Raw genomic sequence first — 18,209 nt, forward strand, 5'->3', positions numbered from 1 at the left:
CCAGCAGTCGGCTCTCACCTGTAATATCAGTCCATTTCCCTTAGTATCCGCTTCTTATCCAGGACTCATCATGCCCATGATAATGATACTTGAGTAATTGCATTCCAACGAGATTGTGTGCTTCTCTGTAATATGGGTCTGGATTAGCAAAAGCAGCTCTTGGATGAATATCTGGATTTTGATGAAGGTCTATAACACAGGGGGTCTTTAGAGCACCTTTTAAGAAAAAATCTTTTGAATGCTCAGCCAGAAACAGACAACTATTGTCTCCCTGAGAAAAAACGAAACTAGTGTATTTCAATAACTTAACGTAATTAGATGCAACATCTGCTATCTGTTTTACTAGATATTCATAGTTGGATTGTGCCTCACCAGATAAAATATAATCAGACAGGTTTCTAGCTTTTTCAATAGACCAATTTCCTGAATTGTATTTATTTAAGTGAGGCATAGCAATGAAAAATGATCTATGCGTTCTTAAATGCTCTCTAATTTTATCAGATAATCCGTATAAAATCATAGGTCCTATTTCGTTTAGTGGCAAAAATGTTGAAAATAGTGGCTGAGTAAATGTTCCATGGCTAGCTAGTATATAAGGTGGTTTTGAAAGCCATTGATTATCAATGTCTGAATAAAACAAATGATTACTCCCAAGCTTCTCAAAACGATTTACTAAATTGGTTTTGTTTTCTGATTTTGCCTTATCTATACAAAAATTTATAGTCTGAGTGATGTTTTGAGATACAGCAATTCTAATAGAATCCATAAACATTATGCCCATGGATGAAGCATATTTCTGTAGTTTTATGGGTAATTTCAACTGCAGGTCTGATTCAAAAGAAATACATAGGATATTGTCATGGTTTTTAAATTCATCCTTCATTTCTTGAATTTGATCTTTTGTGAGATTCATGTCCGAAAACACTATGAACAGTGGGATATCATGCCTGCTGAGGTTAGTTGCTTCTTCTAATATTCTCTGAATATAATTTATTCCTGGTTGAGTTTGAGGATTGTTCTTGCCATTAAATATGGTCGTGCCGTGCAGTGCGACCCATGTGTGAAATACCGGGCATGGAGGACATACCTTCAAATCCATAGCTGTGGCTTTCTCTAATGAATCAATGCCTGAAAACTTTAAACTATCAGCCATGTTTTTCCAGGACTCGTCATCAATGGAATCAAAATAAATTGGATCTAGAGTGGCGACTATATTCTTTGCCAGTTGGATGTGGTGTTTATCGTTACCTTTTTCGGGCGTTACCGGAGAAACGTATCTTGATGACAAGTCCTTAGAACTAAGAGAATCTCCATCGTTTGTTGCTTTAGAGACATATTTCATAGCTTTAGATGGTCTTTCATACTCGATTTTAGAATATGGCGACGAATATTCCCCACGAAATATGTTCTGTCCTACAACTTTATCCATGTCATTGCTCCTTTTGATACTCTATTTTTAGAGTCTTTTAACTTTGTTTAGTTCTAATTGATTGCTAACAAGAGTGTAAGTGTCTCTGACACAGCGAGATTGAAAGCCGAAGTCGAGGTTTAAAACTTTGATGATGGATATTATTTACATGATGACAGGGCCACTCTGTTTGAGCTTGTCAGGCATTGTCTGGGTAATGTGCCAAGTGTCATCATGCCCATGAGAATGATATTTGAGTAGTTGCATCCCAACGAGACTGTGTGCCTCTTTGTAATATTGATCTGGATTATAAGAGTCATTATCAAGTCGACTATCTGGCTTTTGATGAAGGTCTATAATGAAAGGACATTTCAAAGCGCCTCTTAAAAAAACGTCTTTAGACTGCTCTGAAAAAAAACAACAACTATTTTCGCCCTCCCAGGAAACTGCTCCATCAGGAATCAATAGATAATTGAAGTGTGGTGAAATATGTGCAATCTGTTTTGATAAATGTTCATAATTACTTTCTGCGTCACCACTTAAAATATAATCAAATAACTTTTTTGCTTTTTCTGCAGACCATTTTGCTGGTTTTCTTTGTATGAAATAGGGCATTTCTGAAAAAAATGATGTATGCCACTCTAAAAGCTTTCTATTGATTTCAGATAACTTTTCAACAACGCCTTCTCGTATGTGAATTAATGGTAATGTTTCTGAAATCATTGGCTGAGTAAAAGTCCCATGACTCGCTAATATATAAGGCGGCCTGCTTAACCATTGATTATCAATATCTGAATAAAATAAATGATTAAACCCGAGCTTTTCTAAACGATTAGCCAGTTCTGTTTTGTTTTCAGACTTTGCTTTGTTTATACAAAAGCTTATAGTCTTAGTAATGTTTTGCGATACAATAATTCTAATAGAATCCATAAAATGAAAGTCGATGGATGAGGCGTATCGCTCTAATTGGGCGATAAATTTTAGCTGCAGTTCTGTTTCAAAAGAGATGCATAAGATATTGTCGTGATCTTTAAATTCAGCCTTCATCTCATTAATTTGAGAGGTTGTTAGATTTTTATCTGAATATACTATTAGCAGCGGTATATCACTTTTACTGAGGTTGGTTCCTTCTTCTAAAATTCTTTGAACATAATTAATTCCCGCTAATTTTTCAGGATTATTCAAGCCATTAAATATGGTGGTACCATGCAGTGCGACCCATGTGTGGAAAACCGGACATGGGGGACATACCCTCAAATCCATAGCAATAGCTTTTTCTAATGAATCAATGCCTGAAAATTTCAAACTGTCAGCCATGTTTTTCCAGGACTCTTCATCAATTGACTCAAATAAAGTTCGATCCAGGTTAAAGACTATATTTTTTGCAACCTTTAGGTGGTGATTATCGTCATTGTTTTCGGTATGAGCCAAAGAAATACATCTTGATGAAAGGTCTTTATTTACAGATTGATTTTCTGTGTATTCATCAAGGTTTGGAAGATACTTCTCAGCATCAGCTCTATTTCTGGATGGAGCGTCTGCCAGCATTTCGGGGTATGCCAGGATATACCCCCCTGATGATGCGTCTGGTTTTATTGCTTGATCCATTATTCCATATCCCTTGGGTCTATATGAGGTTTAATATCTTCTCCTGAGATTAATGTCTCGGGCACAGGTAAAAGCTCTAATTTCTCACTTAGATTGTTCAATAAGGTAGTGATTTCTGGAATACTAAATACACCTTTTGATAAGTTAATAATTAAATCTATGTGTTTTTTATCTAAATCCTTTTTCCAATCTAAATATGAAAAATCAGGCCTGAAGTAAATTCTTTTAAAACATGTTACATTACAAAAAGCAGCTTTTCCTTCATAAGGCAGAGCATCACAATTATGGCTTAATCGGGTTAAAACATAATAGACAAGATTCCCAATTTTTGATTGTGTTGTACTACCATCCCAGTCAATTCCAAAATCTGTCAGTTTTAATCTGTTTTCGCTTTTAAAATAGAGAACATTGCCTTCAGATAAATCAGTGTTATTTAATAATTCTTTACTCTCAATATACTTATAGGCCTCTAATAATTCAGTAAGTAAAAAGTCAAGTTGTCCAATTGATAATTTTACTTTTTCTCTACCCCATAAACCAACAAGTTTATCCAGAGAACAGTCTCCAAGTTCTAAGGCTAAGCATACTCTGTGATCAGAAATAGAAAAATCTAACAGATTTACAATGTTTTTATGAGGGTTTAGCTTACTTAAAGTGTCGATTTCAATCTCTCCATTTCTTCGTGCAATTTTAAGAGCAACAAAATTATCTTTGTTTGTGGATTCTGTTTCATTTTTGGCTAAATAAACATTTCCATAAGATCCATAACCAATCAAACGTCTTTTTACATAGTAGCCTTTAGTTAAAGCAATGGTTGTCTCATTATTTGAGTTTGGGGATTGTTTTTGTGCTCCCTTTCCATGGGTCACTGAAGAAGTTGGCTGCATTTTTGGTGCACCTGTAATATATTGTGAATTTATATATTAGAGTGTTTTACATTTAAAATGTTTCTTTATTTGTTACCACTACTTACCAATAAGTTAGGAAGGTAATAAAAAAATCCGTAAATTTTATCAAGCGACAGGTGAACTATTTTTATCCTGTTATCAGTTCTTGTCGTTTTAGTATTCTATGCGAGGGCACGAGACGGCAGCAACAGGGTTTACACCATGTTCTCACTCTCTGTGTCAGTTAGCCTCAGGATATCTGTAGGCTTCGCTTATGTGGTACTGCACATTAACACCAGTGGGGTTGAAAGCTGGAATCAGCCAATTTCTAAAAAAACAGTTGGTTGTTTTTACTCGTTTTGTCAAACTTAGGTTAATTCCAACAAGGAATGTTTGAGCAATCAGGTGTTTTTTATGTATGACGAACTATTTTTTAGCTTCTATTTTGAAATCTTGAGGTTTTCCTGATTTTTATATTTTCCTAATCGTTTCTATTTTTTTGTTTTCCAAAATATACAGTGCTATTTTTCATGGTAAATAGACTATGAGAACAGTTTATTATGAAATTCAAAAAGACGATTTTATTTTTGATAATATTTTTACTTTCATTTCATTCGAACGCAACAGTGCTTTCAACCAGTTCTCGTTTTCTTTCGATTCACGACAGAGGATTAATAATGTCATATAAAAAAAGTACTGAGTGTCATCAAATGTTTTTGAATGCTTGTGAATTATCTGGGCTTACAGAAATAATTGATATGATTCGAATTATATCTTCAGTAGTCTTAATTGGAACTCAGTATAATCCAAAAAAACCAAAAGAAATCTATTTGGGGCAATTAAAGAGGTTGGCAGAAGCTGGTTTAGGTCGCACTGGTTTTAATCAGCTGATAACGTCTTCTTCTTTATCCGCCTCAGGTGGTCTTTCTGATTTTACTTTTCTGGGTTTGCAAAAAAAAACAAAGACTTAAATGGGCAGTTAATGGAGCTCTTACTAGGAGTTTTGAATATCTTGAATGAAGGTGGAGAGTATATAAACATATGCAGTGACTTAGGCTTGAGCGAAGAGCTTCAAGAGTTAAAAAGTGAAATTATGAGGTTGAAAAAAAGTAAATAAAAGCGTTATTCGTATCGGCTTTTGTTTTTTCAATGCTGACTATTCTACTCTTTGCAGAGTCAATAGAAATATTTAGCAAGACGCAATAGTATAGTTTGTCATAATTCCTGCATCCGCCAATTCTATCCGGGGCTTGGTTCCACTGCTCGCCGCCGTCGGTGGCTCAGCTGAACCAGCAAGACCTCAAGATAGAGGCTTACCAGTTTGAGAACTACAGTCGGTTTGAAAAAATCGAAGATACACTCGCTATCATCGTAAACCACCTTCAGAAATAAGCACGCCACCTGACAACACGCTCAACAGGGACGCACATACTGTGTGCCCGTCAGCTCTATGACTATGTTCCTGGGCTGGTCTATGCTATGACTCAGTTCTTTATAGTCGAGAGGCTCAAGGTATGATCAATCCATTGGAGATAGCAAAGTATTACTTCCAACTCTCAAATGACAGTAATTTTGATGAGATCACAAAGCTATTTTGTGAAAGCTCTACTTACAGATCAGGAAAGGGTGAGCTTTTTCTGGGAGTAAATGACATCATGACTATGCAGAGACTTTATCATGGTAAGTTTGCAAGACTTCAATGGCAAGTAAGCAGTGTCATAGAAACCAAACCCGGAATTGTTCATTTTACTTTTAACTTTGTCGGTGAAATGCACACTGGTGAAATTGTAGAGTATTCTGGTTTGGAAGATGTGGTCGTGTATGATGGGAAAATTCAGCACATTCAGGTTCGACGCCTGTGAAACATTTAAACTCTTTTTGATAGAAAATATGAGGAGAAAAGAGTAGAACAAAGAGAACCAGATTTAGAGATAGTGGAGGAAAGATGATTAAAAAATATTTCTATGTCTTCCTGTTAGTGGTTTTGACTGGTTGTTTGTATGCCAGTCAGGACGATACACGTAAATACGTTTATAGGGGGAGTATTTCAGGTTATGCATACGATGAGTATAAATTGTATTTACATAAAAATGATAATCTTTTATCCAATCTGAAAGCAAAAAATCTTGAAGTTATAATTTATTCTCCAGTCAGCCTTACTTTAGAAAATGATAAGCCTATTGAAATACTAAAAGATGGAATGTACGTCATCAGGGTTTTAATGAAAAGAGCATTCTCAAGAAGGGACGCCACCTATAATTATGAACTGTCTATTTGGGTGTGTGGTCATTAATTTAATATATTAGAATTGAGAAAAAACAGTGAGGTCGGGTTTTACAGGATATTTTAAGTGGTTCTTGTGGTGAAAAATATTAAGCTAATAAAAATGCATTTAGCAGGATTTTTTCACGAGATTCCTGCTGTGTGCTCTTCAAGCGACATAGGTTATATCCCTCTCAGCATAAGCTATACTAACCAATCGAATTTTGTTCTATTTAAGTTGGTTTTGTAATGAAAGTTTCTGTTCTACTTTTTGTTGTTGTTGAATTTATTTCAATAAACACTTGGGGCATGGTGGAAGAAGACAACTCAGGTTCAGACAAGAATATCAGCGAAGACACAACTCTAAGAACAACTGTAAAAAAAGAAGAGTGCAGTATGAAATTGCAAGCGTATTTATTAAATCCTCCTTTGCAAGTAATCGTAATAACAACTGATGGTGATATTTATCAAGCAACTACTGGCGTGATGATGGGGAAATTTTATTTGACTGTTGCACATGTTTTACCTTTGTACGATCTGGAGTCAATTAGCCAAATATTTGTTGGCCATCCACAAGGCTCATTCTATAAAGAAGTGATTGTAGATTCCATAAGCTTTAACCCTGGCCAGGGAAAGGATCAGTGCTTATTAAAACCAAAATATTAGAAAATACAGTTCATAACAAAAATTACCAAGGGACTTTGCCTGCTGCGCAGCCTCTCCGAATGGGGGGTTAATAATTAGAAAAAAATCTACCCTGACATTAGGTGCTTAGTCCTCGATCATTTCAGTGAAGGCAGCAATGGCATCAGGGTCACCGTGTTTAATTTTGTTGGCAATGATATGGTGAAAGAAATACTTAAAATCTTCATGTTCCTGCGCTGGAAAAAGGCATTCATCTTTGGGCAGAATGGGTGTGGTTTCTACCTTCTTCTCATCGGCCAGCATGGCATGAATACGGCCGTCGTTGTACAGGCGCCAGCTGGTGACATGAATCAACATCAGGGTGTGAAAATTGTCTTCTGTCAGGATGGCATGAGTGCCAATATTGTCGCCAATTTCCTGCAAAATGAAGTCAGGGTCTTCTTCTTTCGTTTGAAAGTACAGAGCGGCGGTTTCCAGCTCTGTTCTTTTGTATTCGGGAGCCTCAAAAAAGGCGTGATCATGAAAGCTGTCGTAGTAGCCTTCCCAGCGCCCATTCAATGGATCATTGAGCTCTCGGGCAGGCACCAGCTTATTGAGCCATGGCACCAGAGCATCCACTGTACCATCTTTTTTCAGGGCCCAGCAGAGAATTTTCATACTGAACAGTTTTCCGGGATTGGCGTCGTTGCTGTAAAGCATTTCCAGGCCATCCAGCTCCGGTGCCAGCCTGATAATTTTTTCACTTTCCGTTTCGTTGACGGGCTTGCGGGTAAAAAGGTCAATCACATTCCCTTCGTCATCCGGCTTTTTATCCATTGAATCTCCGGTGCTGCAGGGCGCATAAGTGTGAGTCAGGAATCGCCCTTAAGGCTGTCTATCGGCACTGGAGTCTGGAAGTTAATTCGAAGGGTTTTGTCCGGGTTGCATCTGGCATTCAGTCAGTACTTTTTGCCAACTTCGGGTATGGCGCAGAATGGCCTTGTCTAATTGATGCCAGACTGAAAAGGCGTAATCCGAATGGGTAATGGCCAATAGATAGTCTTTCATGGCCTTGTCTGGAGCAGGTGGCAGTTCAATCAGTAAAGGCAAGATGACAGATTGCCATTCTTTCCCTTCTGTAACGACTTTGGCCATGTAGGGCTGGATACTGTCGACGTAGAAAAGTCTGAAGACGTTGTTGAGTCGTTCTATTTTTACAGAGCGCCGACCTTGTGGGCAGATATTGTTGCTCTTTTCCAGCATCACTGAAACACGGTTGAGGGTGTTAGTAATAGCCGAGGCAGCAGCCAGTAGTTGACCACTGTAATGAGAAGCGGTTAATTGTTGCAGTTGCATTTCCAGAGACTGTTGATCGTAGGGAGGAGAAAAACGGTCATCTTTCAGATAAAACCTCAGATAGTTTAGTGCTTCCAGTGTTCCCTGACGGCCATTATCTCCATGGAGCGGAAGCAGGGTCTGAAAGCCGCTCAACTGGCTTGGCAGTTCAGTTCCAGACAGCAGCATGTTCCATTTGGCTGCGGGCAACGCAGCTTCTTTCTGCTGAAGGATAGCTTCCAATCTGGCTCTTAGTTCTGCCTTTTTATCCCGCTGCTGTAAATAGTTTGTGCAGTCTTCCAGCTCGACGATCAGCTTTTTTTCGTAGTGCAGCAGCTGGGAAGGCTGCATCTGTTTACCTAAACTGTTGTTGCGGTGTGCAATGAGCTGGGTAAGTCTGGGGCATTCGAGAAGATTCAGGGCTTCCAGTGCTTTTAAACGAATATCCGGTAATGGATATTGACGCTTTCTTAACGGAGGCATTTCAGGAAAACTGACCGTAGCAGAGGGCATTGGCTGTCCGGTAACGTGACTGATTCTTTCTTCATACTCTTCCAGCTGATATTCAGCTGTGGAACGATAACCACAGCCTGCCAGAGTGATCAGCAAAAGCAGGGCAAGGGAGCGAACAGTTACTTTCAAAGTCATAAGCAGTGATTGACAGGATTGAGTGCAGTATAGGTTTTATTTCTCAAACAGGAGTGACCGATCCACATAAGCTCGGAGTTGTTAATTTTAAGAATGGACTATAGTATCACGCCACCACTGGAATCAACGAATACGGCCATCGATGAAAATTGTTGCTGACGAGAACATTCCACTACTTCATGAATGCTTCGGGGCACTGGGTGAAGTAGTGGCTTTGCACGGGCGAGATATTACTGCAAGCGATATTGCTGATGCAGACGCGCTGCTGGTGCGTTCAGTAACAGCGGTGAATGAAGCACTACTACGGCAGGCTTCTGCTCTCAGGTTTGTTGGTTCTTGCACTGCCGGTGTTGATCATATCGATCAGCAAACTCTGGCCGGCCGGGGCATTACTTTTGCCAATGCGCCTGGCTGTAATGCCCGTTCTGTTGTTGAGTATGTGCTTTGCGCCCTGGATATTCTTGCCGATCGGGATGGCTTCAGGCTGATGAATAGAAAGGTAGGTATTGTGGGTCATGGTCAGGTGGGCAGCCAACTGTATAAAACCCTTGAAGGGCTGGGTGTTGAGGTCATGGCCTGTGATCCACTTTGTGAGCGAACGGCGGGTGTCCGGTTCGAATCCCTGGAAACTCTGTTAGGTCAATGTGATGTCATTGCTCTGCATACTCCCCTGACCCGGGACGTGGATTATCCTACTCATCATATGTTGGATTATGACAGGCTGAGCAAGATAAAACCGGGTTCTATTCTGATCAATGCCGGGAGGGGACCGGTTATTGATAACCAGGCACTCCTTGAATTACTCGAAGAAGGTCTGGATCTCAGTGTGGTGCTGGATGTCTGGGAATATGAGCCTGATGTCAATCTGGATCTGCTGGCACGCGTGGATATCGGCACCCCCCATATTGCAGGCTATAGTCTGGACGGCAAGATCTCGGGTACCGAGAGGGTCTATAAGGCCCTTTGCCAGACCTTTGGCTTACCGTGCAGGGTCAGACTGGCCGCTATCACTCCCATGCCTGCTCTGAAGAGAATGGGTTTCAACGACTCAGCTACCGCTGCCGAGGCTGCTGGTATTGCGATGAAATCCGTCTACGATCTGCGTCGTGACGATGCGCTTATGCGACGTCTCTTCACCATGAAGAAAGAGGCGCGAACTATCGAATTTGACCGGATGAGAAAGCACTACCGGGAGCGGCGGGAATTCAGCACTCTGATGGTTCAGGCCAAAAAGTGTGAGAAAAAGGTTCAAAAACATCTGAAGGCCCTGGGCTTTCATCTTCAGGAGGTCTGAGACAGGTCTGGCAGCTTCTCATAAACAGTTTGTTACAATCAGTTCGTTATAAAGAGTCTCAGGAATCTTACGATAAATCTGTACAGATGAGTTCACTGGGACAGGTTCCATGATCAAGACACTGGTGATGAGCCGCTACATTAGACCTTTGGGGGGGATTGCTATTGCGATTTGCGCAGTGACCTGGTGGATGGATCTGGCAGAGATCGTGAAAACCTGTCCATTCTGCCGCACGGAAAGAACTGCCATCGGTTTGCTCGGTGTTCTGATGGTTTTGCCTCATTACCGCTATATCAGTATTTTCTTAACCTGTCTGGTTTCTGTGGTCGGTCTGGTCACCGCTTCCCAGCACCTGTTCCTGATGATAAAAAGCTGGCATTTCTCGTCGAATACCCCGCTGGTTATTATTGCTCTGTGTTTGCTCAGTGGCGAGTTGCTGCTCCTGATCGAACGGACTTTACTAAGCCGTAAAAGTCTGAAGCAATAGTCTGAAACAAAAGTCATAAACAAAAGTCTGAAGATAAGCATTGGCTATTTGTTATGCTGGCTTACTTTATGGTTAGTACTAATATCCATAAAAGGAAATTATTATTCGTTTTATCTGTCAAATGAATAATAAGAGCTTCAATTTGGAAGAATAAAAAACTGCCAACCAGGCTTGATAAACCATCTGGATAGGTGCTTAATAAAATATTAATGGATGTATAAAAATGAACTCATTGCCAGAAATGCACTTACAATTCAACCCTGCTTCAATTCAATCAGAAAGTACTGTAGCTAAAGAATCAGGAGCTAATAAAGTTAGCTCTGATCAAAGTTACCAGACTCAGGTTGAAACAAAATTATTATCAGAAAGAAAGGTTGACTCTGCTAATGATTTTCGTTTTCTTAATGAAGAGCACTACGTAATAAAATGGTACCTTGAAGAACATTACGCTGAAAAGCTCTACGTTAAAAAAAATTCCGGGGTTAAAAAAATGCATGTTTTTCCGTTTAGCCTAAATGGTGTAAAGCATTATAGATTAAGTCCAGATTACCCTGTTTCAGAAAAAGACTTTTCAGTATCTTTGCCTTTGAGCGAGGAAGTAAATCTTGATTTATGCTATCGGGAACAAGTGAAAAAAAGGTTGTCAGATATCTTTACGCAAGGCTTTGAGAATGTTTGTAAAACTTTTTATTTTTTTGAAGATGAGGAAAGTGTTGTGAGTGGTTTTTGTCATCAATTTGTTAATTACCTGGCATTTGGGATGGATAAACAAATAAGTCAAAATTTCAATGGTTGGTATGAAAAGCTTTCATTTGTATCTATTCAAAAATTTGATCAAGAAAAAGTCCGCTGGGGAGACATCGTTCAATTATTATCAGGTGAAAGTTTACTTCATAGTCTTTTTTACATAGGAGATGGAAGGTATATAAGCAAACATGGAGTGTGTGATATATTTTTCCAGTCTTTGTCTGCTGCTCAGGAGTCATACCCTTCAGACTCAGTGAGGATCGTTAGATTAGCGCCTGAATATTATTCAAAACAAATAACCTTTGAAGGAAATGATTGAGCCTTCTGGTTATCTGCGGCACGCCAGGCACTCCAAAAAATACTGTGTTTGAAGAGCTGATTTACTGTTTTTTCCAAAAAAGGTTTGGTGCACTCAATGCAAAAACTGCTTCGGTAATGACTGCTGGTATCAAGTTAAAAGGCAAAGCGAAAAAAATGAGCTATTTTTAGTTTCTGATGTTAAAAACACATGGTTGTACATTATGAAAAGTATAAAGATGTTCTTGTCAATTTTTATAGCTTTTTCTATGTTTTCTAACTCAGGATTTGCAGATGGTAAAGATAAATTAGAAACCAGTATAAATGAATTCAAAATAGCTTTTACCGATAGATTGTATGGTTCACTTTCCTGGGGAATGCAGCATGATGCGGATTCAATGCTGCATATTACGGATGAGATTGTTTCAGAACATGGTATTCGAGGTGAATTGATACCCTTTGTTTCAACCCTAGGCGAAGAATACGCCGCTAAAGGGGATGTTCTTTCACTACTCATATTGGCAACATTGTGTTTTCATTATGTTCCAAATGAAAGCCGTGAGTTGATTTTAAGATATGTTATGATACTCCAGTCTGCAATTTTTCATGCAATGAAAACAACAGATAAAAAAGAACTTATTTTTGAACAGATAAAAGAACTGTTCGAATCTATGAAACCTGAAAAGCAAAGTGTTTTTTTTGAAGAATCGCGAACCGTTTTTAGTTCAATTTCACAGGGGCATTATACCGGGAAATTATTCACGAATCAGTCAGGGGCATATTTATTAACTTTTTTTCCTACCCCTTTGTTATTGATAGATGCACTAATTTCAACCTGGACAATCAAGCGAGGAGTAAGTAGATAGTAAAGTGAAAAAGTTGGATGGCCACAGGTTTCTGGTATTTATCTACATCGTCTGATAACAGCTTCTTTACTCGGGCGGTTCACAATGGGTGGTGATAGAATCATAATTAAGAGCTACTTTAAGATAACCGAGAATTGTTTTTTGAGCAGAAGCTTAAACATCGAAAGATTAGAGAGTTGAGGTTTTTATGTGCTTTCTCCGTAAATACAAGATAAGTCTCATCTTGAGCTTATGTGGCTCAGGCTGCTTAGTCGTCTATTACTCTGACGGTACATACGTAAATCAAAACGGAATACTAACCGAGTCATTCGGTTTTCTCCCATTGTTCTGGATTTTTCAACTGCTGGCTTTGGTGGCGTTTGCTATCAGTTTTTTTAAGCCAGGATGAGCTAAAAACGGATAATTGTCATATTGAGAACTAACCTTGCGAAAAAATGCCTCTCATTACTTTAGGTACTTGTCATTTCTTCTCAAAGTAATATTTTTCAATAATGGAAATGGTTATGTTGCTCGGCATAAGTATCGAGAAAACCATCAATAGCTAACGTTTTTGTCAACAAGACTTTTTTCCACCGATTGTCATCAGGTAGGTAATATTGAGTATATAAATAACTATATATTGAGCATGCTTCAAGCCCAAACATTAAGCTTATAAGAACAGAGCTGCCAAAATAATCACCAGAGGTTTGAAATCGCTTCCAGAAACCATAACCTTCACGCAAGCGAGCAAGTCCAGTAATGGTCCAGAGGACAGGAAAAGATGTCATTCCTATTATTGCAGTTCCTTCACCGCGAGGGAAGCTATAATACTCGATTGTTTTGTAATTCGACAAATTATTCTTCAGTTTGTTTTTGGAATTTTCTCCGGCGGAAATGCCTCCATACCGAGCTAGCTTATCTGAAAAAGCATAGAGTGTTGTTGATATATCTGTATTAATTTCACTGGGTGATGCAAACATATGTGACACCCATCGTTTAATATCAGGAGATTTATGCTTTTCGACTTTAATATCGATGACTGTATTTTTTCGTAAAACTAACTCAATATTATCAGCCGCTAAAGTCGTGGTAGGGTAAGACGAGAGGCCATAGGGTTTAAGATAATCGATTGCTTTACTGGAAGTGATCGGGCCAAAGATATTGATTCCTTTTATATCAGTTAAACTCACTTTTCTCTTTTCGGCATTATGGTTGATCCGATTTTTTAGCTCATTTATATCAACAGTGTCAGTGCAAAAATGAAATGCGGAATACCCGTTTAATTCCAGACTATGCATATAATGTTGAATGGCACTATTATAGTTTTCACAATAATTCTTATGAAATACTATTAAGTAAGTTGGTCGTAGTGCAGAAGCATCTGCATTAAGAAAAAAAGGAAGAAAGTAAAACAAAGCTATTATTCTGAGTAACATAATTATCATCTCCATATTGTGTATACCAATTTAGACATTAAAAATATGAAATAGTTTCAAAGCTACCAGAGATCGTGAAGTGGTAGCACTGGAGTCAGAAGTTTATCTGACAAAATAATTGCTTACGTCTGATGCTCATTACCCGCTATTTTTCATGCGGCTTTACTTAATGTTTACTATAAATGCACAAGCAAGGGAGTATTTAATCGTTTTAGCTGTTAAAAGAACACTATAAGTACTCAGCCATACGGAATCGAATATTTCTGGCTTATTGGGCAGGTGCTCTGCAAGGCGCAACGACGGGAACATAGCAAGCTATGTGACCAGAGTTGCAACGCAGCACGACTGCATGGATGCAGGAGCTAGAGCAACGCAGGAGCAGTTGCCGCGAGTGCCTGAACAATAAGTCAGAAAATATGATTTCGTATGGTTGAGTACTTAAAGGCTGTATGAAAATAAATTTTCATACAGCCGGTGTTCGATTGACATGAAAAGTGAATATATTGAGCTAAGCTTACCTGCCTAGCTTAAAAAGATATTGTGGTAAAGTATGAAAAGCCTAAAGCTATTCTTGTCAATTTTTACAGTTGTTCTTATTTTTTCTAATAACGGATTCGCAGATGGGCGGGAAGAATTAGTAAAAAGAATAAAAGATTTCAAAAAAGAATTTAGACAGATAGTAAGTGCTCATCTTAGTTGGGGGGTTCAGGTCGATGGACCTGCAATGTTGTATATTACGGAACATGTTGTTGCCGATCATGGTATTGGGATTCAGGAGGAGTTGATACCATTTATTACACCCTTAAGAGAAGAATTCTCTGCTAAAGAAGATACACTTTCACTACTCATATTGGCAGCAATGTGTCTGGAGTATGTTCCATATGAAAGTCGTGATTTGATTTTAAGATATGTTATGATACTGCAGGCTGCATTGTATGAGAAACTGATAGAACACCCAAGTCAAAAAGAAAACCTTTTTAATCTGGTAGAAGAACAGTTCGAAACTATGGATTCTGGTTTGCGAAGCGTTATTCTTGAAGAAGCACAAGCTGTGTTTAACTCAGTTTCTCAAGATCATTATGCAAGCAATTCATACTCTTCTGAGCAAGACACGAGTTTCAATATTTTAACACCCCCTTTGACATTATTAGCTGCATTCACTACAAACTGGGCAATGGGCTCTCCAAAACCGCAATAAAAGAAAATTAAATCCGATGGCCGCAGATTTCTAACATTTAACTAGCAGCCTGTCGGACTTAAGCGTCCGTAGCGAGGATTGCGAGAAATTGAGGATAAAAATTTCTGCTTCTGAGGAGAATAGCGGGGCTATTTGACGAAGAGGCAGGAATTTTTAGACCAATTTATCGCAACCGCACGACTGCACGGATGCAGGAGCTAGAGCAACGCAGGAGCAGTTGCCGCGTAGGGCAGACTTAAGTCCGACAGGCTGCTAGAGTGATTTGAACTGCGAGGCCAGGTGATCCGTATGACTCGTGATGTGGGAAGAGCAGAGTCGTGAGGCTCTGCCCTATCCCGATTATGTGGCACCATAGAAAAGCACTAAGTACTCAGCCATACGGAATCGAATATTTCTGGCTTATTGGGCAGGTGCTCTGCAAGGCGCAACGACGGGAACATAGCTAGTATGTGACCAGAGTTGCAACGCAGCACGACTGCATGGATGCAGGAGCTAGAGCAACGCAGGAGCAGTTGCCGCGAGTGCCTGAACAATGAGTCAGAAAATATGATTTCTGAGTACTTATGGTTAAATTGAACTAATGAAATTTTGTGTAGTCTAACTCCTATCCATATAAAAAAAGAGTTTTTATATGATTCATAGAATGGTAGATTCAGCAAGTATTCAGGATAAACCCAGAGTTAGTATTTCCCCTGCTTCAAAGGAAATTTCAGCATTTATGGGTTTTAAGGTTAAAATAATATGTGATTGTTCAGATCTCTCGTATCTGCCTATATATTTTTCTTCACTTAAAGAAATCTCCCCTATTGATCCAGTAGAGGAGTTATCAGAAGAATTTGAAAAAATTTCTAAAACAAGGCTTTCTGATAGAGCATGTAAGTCACTAATTATTGAGTTATTGGATTCTCAAACAACTCAACTTATCGCCTTTACATCAATGCAAGAATCCAAAAAATCCTTGGTTGTTAGAATGCTGGCAACCAAGGATGAATTTAAAGGTCGTGGAGCTGGTCAATTTCTTATGCGCTGTGCCATTGATATTGCAACTAAAAAAAATATTAAAACTGTTAGGCTTAAGGCTGAAGGTAGTGCAAAAAAATTCTATATCGAAAAAATTGGAATGACAAAAAACAATAAGGCTGAATTAGAGTATTCTCATCCAGGATATAGTGATAGAAAAACACATTCCAGTCCAGTACTCTCAAAATTCAAGATTATACAAACAGATGTGACAGGCTATTTGCACGCCACCCCTCTCTAATTGTGCTAATTATACTGGGTTTGCTCACTGGTATCCTTTTCCTGCGCCATGTCCGGCAAAGAACGATTATGCGGAGGTGAAGGCTTATTTAATACTGCTGCTTTACGTTCATCTGAATATCGAGGCACACTTATCGTCCTCCGCCCACTGTTTAACATTATTGGTTAATCAGTAATCGGGACAACAATCCTGACACAGTGGGAGAGACACAGTTAAATCTTCAGTCTCATCTAAAGACTCACATGTTCTCAACTCAAGGCTTTTTAGATCAAATATCGATCCACTGGGTTTCATAAACACATAACCTGAACTGAGCCGTTACGGCTCATGTGTGTCAGATTTCCAAACGAAGCCTATATTATTCAGAATTCTGTTTGTCTTTTAAGGTGTTCATATGAAACTATTACTAGTCAGCTTTCTGTTATATATATCGGCACTTTCATTCTATGGATACTCTAACGACTGCCTGACTATGGGGAACCGGAACCCCCCGCAGAGCTGTCCTGATGGCCTACGGAGTCAAGATATTTTCGCTTGCCCACCCGGGGAAGTCGTAATAGGTATAAGATCTTTAGATGTGGGGATTCAGTGCGCTTTTGGTCTAGGCTACATTCTGGGTGACATTGATTTAATATGTGCAACTGTATCTAATGGCCTCTGGCATACTGTCAATAAAAAAGCTCTAGACCACATACGTTACTGGCGCACTGTCATGTGCCCGGTAAATACAGCTGCATTTGAAGTGAGGGGGAAAAGAGGAAGCTTATTTGACAGTTTGTTTTTTAAATGCAAAGAATTAGGTGATGATGGTTTTGTAGCAGAAAATGGAACTGAAACAGAAATCGATAGGGTAGGTGGAAGTACTGGAGGAAATAACCTTAACCCTGTCGCTTGTCCTAATAATACAGTTTTTAATAAAATTGATAGCCATGTATTTGGAACACCGCTAGACGCAAGTATTCGAAAAGGCACTCTTGAGATTAAGCTTTGTTGTGATAAATATGGTCAGCAAATGTATTTTGATAATAATAAATGTATGTCTTCTTTCCCGATAATTTTAAATGGTTCTGGTTTGTTGTTAGAAGACAGTAGTAAACATATTTCTCTGCTTGGAGATCAATACTCTAACTATTCTCTTTGTGCGCCAGTTTATACTACTTTCAATAATGGACTTGATGGTGTTATTTGGTTGACTGATTCTGAAGATAACAAACCTTTTATATATAGTGAACATAACGAACAGTGTCCTTCTGGAGCATCTAGTTGGATGATTAGTAACTATATACCTAGAGTCGGAAATCCGATAAACGTTCAGTTTGAGTATGACGAAAGTAATAACAAATGTCCCTCACGTTTTTATATACTAACTACCAATATAACAATTAATAACACAGACGACTTTGTTAACCAGTTTCTTGAGCTTTCAGGAAATTATAGTTCTTTTGGTAGTTGGGTTAGTGATTCTAAAACAATCTATGATAATGGACTGTACATTGCGATTGAAAACAGAGGAGCACCATTCAAGTTAAGAACTCTAAAGGTAATGTCAAATAATAATACCTATGACTTTACAGAGATCTCTTCTACAGCAACAGAGATGACTTCTACAGCAACAAAGATGACTTCTACAGCAACAGAGATGACTTCTACAACAACAAAGATGACTTCTACAACAACAAAGATGACTTCTACAACAACAGAGATGTCTTGTTCAGGACATATTGTAGCTGCATTTCTTTCTTTTGCTATTACAATGTGCCTGCTTACGTACTTGTGAATCTCGCCGGTATTGAGAGGCAACCTAATCGGAATAGGGCAGAACCTCACGATTCCCCGGGATTGCCAGAATCGCGGTGTCCTTCTTTGAACACC

General features: G+C 38.9%; 19 protein-coding genes. 13 read left to right on the forward strand and 6 right to left on the reverse strand.

Features of this window, described 5'->3' with window-relative positions; translation table 11 throughout:
- Window positions 1–40: 40 nt before the first annotated feature.
- From P6910_RS08980 to P6910_RS08990, 3 genes are all read right to left on the reverse strand, one after another.
- Window positions 41–1,429 (reverse strand): hypothetical protein, encoded by a 1,389-nt coding sequence (locus P6910_RS08980; RefSeq protein ID WP_317145932.1) that lies wholly within the window; start codon window positions 1,427–1,429, stop codon window positions 41–43.
- 144 nt (window positions 1,430–1,573) lie between these two features.
- The gene (locus P6910_RS08985) at window positions 1,574–3,016 is read right to left on the reverse strand and encodes a hypothetical protein (protein ID WP_317145933.1); all 1,443 of its coding nucleotides are present in this window, start codon (window positions 3,014–3,016) and stop codon (window positions 1,574–1,576) included.
- Window positions 3,016–3,903, reverse strand: coding sequence for a protein kinase domain-containing protein (locus P6910_RS08990; protein WP_317145934.1), 888 nt, complete (start codon window positions 3,901–3,903; stop codon window positions 3,016–3,018). Before P6910_RS08990 ends, P6910_RS08985 begins: the two co-directional genes overlap by 1 nt.
- Before the next feature lie 677 nt (window positions 3,904–4,580).
- Between P6910_RS08990 and P6910_RS08995 the strand changes: the two genes are divergently transcribed.
- The 4 genes from P6910_RS08995 to P6910_RS09010 all read left to right on the forward strand — a co-directional run bounded on the left by P6910_RS08995 (window position 4,581) and on the right by P6910_RS09010 (window position 6,831).
- The gene (locus P6910_RS08995; RefSeq protein ID WP_317145935.1) at window positions 4,581–4,874 is read left to right on the forward strand and encodes a hypothetical protein; all 294 of its coding nucleotides are present in this window, start codon (window positions 4,581–4,583) and stop codon (window positions 4,872–4,874) included.
- A gap of 543 nt (window positions 4,875–5,417) precedes the next feature.
- Entirely contained in the window at window positions 5,418–5,765 is a 348-nt protein-coding gene (locus P6910_RS09000) for a hypothetical protein (RefSeq protein ID WP_317145936.1), read from the forward strand.
- 83 nt (window positions 5,766–5,848) lie between these two features.
- On the forward strand, window positions 5,849–6,196 hold the full coding sequence (locus tag P6910_RS09005) for a hypothetical protein (RefSeq protein WP_317145937.1): 348 nt from the start codon (window positions 5,849–5,851) through the stop codon (window positions 6,194–6,196).
- Window positions 6,197–6,414: 218 nt separating this feature from the next.
- Window positions 6,415–6,831 carry a hypothetical protein gene (locus P6910_RS09010; RefSeq protein WP_317145938.1) on the forward strand — a complete coding sequence of 139 codons (417 nt, stop codon included), beginning with the start codon at window positions 6,415–6,417 and terminating at the stop codon, window positions 6,829–6,831.
- 105 nt (window positions 6,832–6,936) lie between these two features.
- Here the strand turns inward: P6910_RS09010 and P6910_RS09015 are convergent, their stop codons facing one another.
- Complete coding sequence (locus tag P6910_RS09015; RefSeq protein WP_317145939.1) at window positions 6,937–7,626, reverse strand: hypothetical protein; 690 nt, start codon at window positions 7,624–7,626, stop codon at window positions 6,937–6,939.
- 81 nt (window positions 7,627–7,707) lie between these two features.
- Entirely contained in the window at window positions 7,708–8,772 is a 1,065-nt protein-coding gene (locus P6910_RS09020; protein ID WP_317145940.1) for a DUF3080 family protein, read from the reverse strand.
- Window positions 8,773–8,914: 142 nt separating this feature from the next.
- On the opposite strand from P6910_RS09020, the gene pdxB reads away from it, so the two are divergent.
- The 6 genes from pdxB (at window position 8,915) to P6910_RS26760 (ending at window position 12,851) form a co-directional block, all read left to right on the forward strand.
- Window positions 8,915–10,066 carry a 4-phosphoerythronate dehydrogenase PdxB gene (gene pdxB / locus P6910_RS09025; protein WP_317145941.1) on the forward strand — a complete coding sequence of 384 codons (1,152 nt, stop codon included), beginning with the start codon at window positions 8,915–8,917 and terminating at the stop codon, window positions 10,064–10,066.
- 109 nt (window positions 10,067–10,175) lie between these two features.
- Window positions 10,176–10,553, forward strand: a complete 378-nt coding sequence (locus tag P6910_RS09030) for a disulfide bond formation protein B (RefSeq protein ID WP_317145942.1) — start codon at window positions 10,176–10,178, stop codon at window positions 10,551–10,553.
- Window positions 10,554–10,776: 223 nt separating this feature from the next.
- A complete protein-coding gene (locus P6910_RS09035) occupies window positions 10,777–11,619 on the forward strand; it encodes a hypothetical protein (RefSeq protein WP_317145943.1) in 843 nt (280 codons plus the stop codon).
- Entirely contained in the window at window positions 11,616–11,789 is a 174-nt protein-coding gene (locus P6910_RS09040; protein WP_317145944.1) for a hypothetical protein, read from the forward strand. Before P6910_RS09035 ends, P6910_RS09040 begins: the two co-directional genes overlap by 4 nt.
- A gap of 32 nt (window positions 11,790–11,821) precedes the next feature.
- Window positions 11,822–12,463, forward strand: a complete 642-nt coding sequence (locus P6910_RS09045) for a hypothetical protein (RefSeq protein ID WP_317145945.1) — start codon at window positions 11,822–11,824, stop codon at window positions 12,461–12,463.
- 187 nt (window positions 12,464–12,650) lie between these two features.
- The gene (locus P6910_RS26760; protein ID WP_410493889.1) at window positions 12,651–12,851 is read left to right on the forward strand and encodes a DUF3955 domain-containing protein; all 201 of its coding nucleotides are present in this window, start codon (window positions 12,651–12,653) and stop codon (window positions 12,849–12,851) included.
- Window positions 12,852–12,948: 97 nt separating this feature from the next.
- Here the strand turns inward: P6910_RS26760 and P6910_RS09050 are convergent, their stop codons facing one another.
- The gene (locus tag P6910_RS09050; protein ID WP_317145946.1) at window positions 12,949–13,878 is read right to left on the reverse strand and encodes a hypothetical protein; all 930 of its coding nucleotides are present in this window, start codon (window positions 13,876–13,878) and stop codon (window positions 12,949–12,951) included.
- A gap of 550 nt (window positions 13,879–14,428) precedes the next feature.
- Here P6910_RS09050 and P6910_RS09055 point away from each other — a divergent pair.
- From P6910_RS09055 to P6910_RS09065, 3 genes are all read left to right on the forward strand, one after another.
- On the forward strand, window positions 14,429–15,076 hold the full coding sequence (locus tag P6910_RS09055) for a hypothetical protein (protein ID WP_317145947.1): 648 nt from the start codon (window positions 14,429–14,431) through the stop codon (window positions 15,074–15,076).
- A 631-nt stretch (window positions 15,077–15,707) separates the two neighbouring features.
- Window positions 15,708–16,337, forward strand: coding sequence for a GNAT family N-acetyltransferase (locus P6910_RS09060; protein WP_317145948.1), 630 nt, complete (start codon window positions 15,708–15,710; stop codon window positions 16,335–16,337).
- A 712-nt stretch (window positions 16,338–17,049) separates the two neighbouring features.
- Window positions 17,050–18,114: a hypothetical protein gene (locus P6910_RS09065; RefSeq protein WP_317145949.1), complete on the forward strand. Its 1,065-nt coding sequence runs from the start codon at window positions 17,050–17,052 to the stop codon at window positions 18,112–18,114.
- Window positions 18,115–18,209 lie beyond the last annotated feature (95 nt).

The sequence above is a fragment of the Endozoicomonas sp. 8E genome, assembly GCF_032883915.1.
Classification (GTDB): Bacteria; Pseudomonadota; Gammaproteobacteria; order Pseudomonadales; family Endozoicomonadaceae; genus Endozoicomonas_A.